Source organism: Paracoccus sp. UBA5162, from assembly GCF_002413585.1.
Classification (GTDB): domain Bacteria; phylum Pseudomonadota; class Alphaproteobacteria; order Rhodobacterales; family Rhodobacteraceae; genus Paracoccus.
Genome location: NZ_DHXG01000042.1, coordinates 1 through 1,958, shown reverse-complemented (window position 1 = coordinate 1,958; position 1,958 = coordinate 1). Strand labels below are relative to the sequence as shown.

Annotated in this window: 3 protein-coding genes and 1 pseudogene; 1 reads left to right on the top strand and 3 read right to left on the bottom strand. The window is 68.1% G+C overall.

What is annotated here, in order from left to right:
* From B4A72_RS05760 to infC, 3 genes and pseudogenes are all read right to left on the bottom strand, one after another.
* A pseudogene (locus tag B4A72_RS05760) lies at nt 1–303 on the bottom strand (molybdopterin biosynthesis protein); the annotation flags it as partial.
* Complete coding sequence (dut, locus tag B4A72_RS05755) at nt 303–776, bottom strand: dUTP diphosphatase (RefSeq protein WP_292978215.1); 474 nt, start codon at nt 774–776, stop codon at nt 303–305. The pseudogene B4A72_RS05760 and the gene dut, both read right to left, overlap by 1 nt.
* A 77-nt stretch (nt 777–853) precedes the next feature.
* Nucleotides 854–1,393 (bottom strand): translation initiation factor IF-3, encoded by a 540-nt coding sequence (infC, locus tag B4A72_RS05750; protein ID WP_348670641.1) that lies wholly within the window; start codon nt 1,391–1,393, stop codon nt 854–856.
* 195 nt (nt 1,394–1,588) lie between these two features.
* On the opposite strand from infC, the gene B4A72_RS05745 reads away from it, so the two are divergent.
* The coding region (locus B4A72_RS05745) for a hypothetical protein (RefSeq protein ID WP_292978214.1) at nt 1,589–1,958 on the top strand (370 nt) is incomplete at its 3' end.

The window sequence follows — 1,958 nt, the reverse complement described above, 5'->3', positions numbered from 1 at the left end:
GGGGGCGGGGGCGTCCAAGGGGGCAGCGCCGGGGGCGGGCCGGTCCAGCGGCGCGGCGGCGCGGGCGCGCAGGTGGCGCAGCCCGGCGCGATAGAGCAGGATCAGAGCCACGAGACCGCCGGCGAGCAGCCAGCCCCCCCGCGAGCCGCCGATCCGCGCGGCAAGCCCGCTGGCGGGGGCGATGGCGTGCAGCGCAACGATGCCCAGCCAGGCGCCGGCGATCATGGCAGTCGCCTGCCGACGTGGCATTTCGATGATCCATGCCAGAACGCCAAGTCCGACGATCAGCCACAGGCCCAGCATCAGCCCCGCCCGGTCGAGCCGAAGCCGCCCTGCCCGCGCGCGCTGTCGCCAAGCCCTGCGACCAGTTCGAAGGCAGCCTGCGGGGCCGGCGCGACAATCACCTGGGCGATGCGGTCGCCGTGGCCGACACGGAACGGCTCTTGTCCCAGATTGATCAGGATCACGCCCAGAGGCCCGCGATAATCGCAATCGATCGTGCCGGGCGCGTTGGGCAGCGCTATGCCGTGTTTCAGCGCAAGGCCCGAGCGTGCACGGATCTGCACCTCCCATCCCTGTGGAATTTCCAATGCCAGGCCGGTGGGGATCAGCGCCCGCTGGCCGGGCCCCAAGGTGATCCCCGACACGCGCGCCGGCGGCGGAAAATTCGCCCGCAGATCGGCACCCGCCGCGCCGGGCGTGGCATAGCCGGGCAGCGCCACACCGGGGTCGCCCTCGGGCAGGCGCATGATCCGGATGGTAGGAGTCTGGTGCATCCCGCGCCCCTTTCAAACGCAAGGGCCGCGCGGCTGGCGCCGGCGCGGCCCGTTTGCCGTGATCGCCACGGCGCGGATCAGCGCGGCGCGATCATCATGACCATCTGGCGACCTTCCAGCTTGGGCATGGCCTCGACCTTGCCCGCCTCGCCGACATCGTCGCGAACCCGGTTCAGAAGATCCAGCCCCAGATCCTGATGCGCCATCTCGCGGCCCCGGAAACGCAGCGTGACCTTGACCTTATCGCCGCCTTCGAGAAACTTCATCACGTTGCGCATCTTCACATCGTAATCATGGGTATCGGTTCCCGGGCGGAACTTCACCTCCTTGATGTCGATGATCTTCTGCTTCTTGCGGGCCTCGGCCTCGCGCTTTTGCTGTTCATACTTGAACTTGCCAAGATCCATGACCTTGCAGACCGGGGGGGTCGCGTTGGGCGAGATCTCGACCAGGTCCAGACCGCTCTCTCTTGCCATGTCCAGTCCGACCGAAGGCGAGACGACGCCGACATTTTCCCCTTCGGGACCGATCAGGCGGATTTCGGCGACGCGGATGCGTTCATTGACGCGGGGGCCGGTGTCGCGGGTGGGCGGTGCGTTATGCGGTCTGCGGGCTATGGCGATGCTCCTTTTATGGCCATGCGGGTGAGTGGCGTGAAAATAGGCTTCCCGCCGGCGCGATTCAACCGGATTTGATCCGGCAAGAGGCGCAAGAAGCCGCTTTTCGTGGCAGAATGACGGGCAGCGGCGGCTTTTCGGCTTGTCGCGCCTGTGTCATAGATCGGCGACAATGACGGGAAGGACAACGGCACGATGCGCAAAGCGGCTTTCGCGATCCTGATTCTTCTGCTGGTGGCGGCCGGCTGGTGGTGGATCACCTATCTGGACGAGGGTGCGACCGGCCCGGCCATCATCGGGTCCGCCCCACCCGATGTGAGGGTTCCCGTCGCTGAGGGTGTGACAGAACCGGTCAAGCTGCCCACGGCGACCCCCGACGCCACGCCGGAGACGGCTGGCGAGACGGCCCCGATCGCCGTCCAGCCCGCAACCGGATCCGACGGGACCGAGGTCGAGATTGGCCAACAGGCCGGCGACGCGGATGCCGAAACGGCCAGCGATGCCGCCGGGGCAGCCGCGGATGCCGCAGCCGATGCCGCAGCCATTGCCGCCGATGCCGCCGCCG

Bases quoted from the DNA above. Each gene is read 5' to 3' on its own strand.
- dut (WP_292978215.1), bottom strand. From the start codon at position 776: ATGCACCAGACTCCTACCATCCGGATCATGCGCCTGCCCGAGGGCGAC.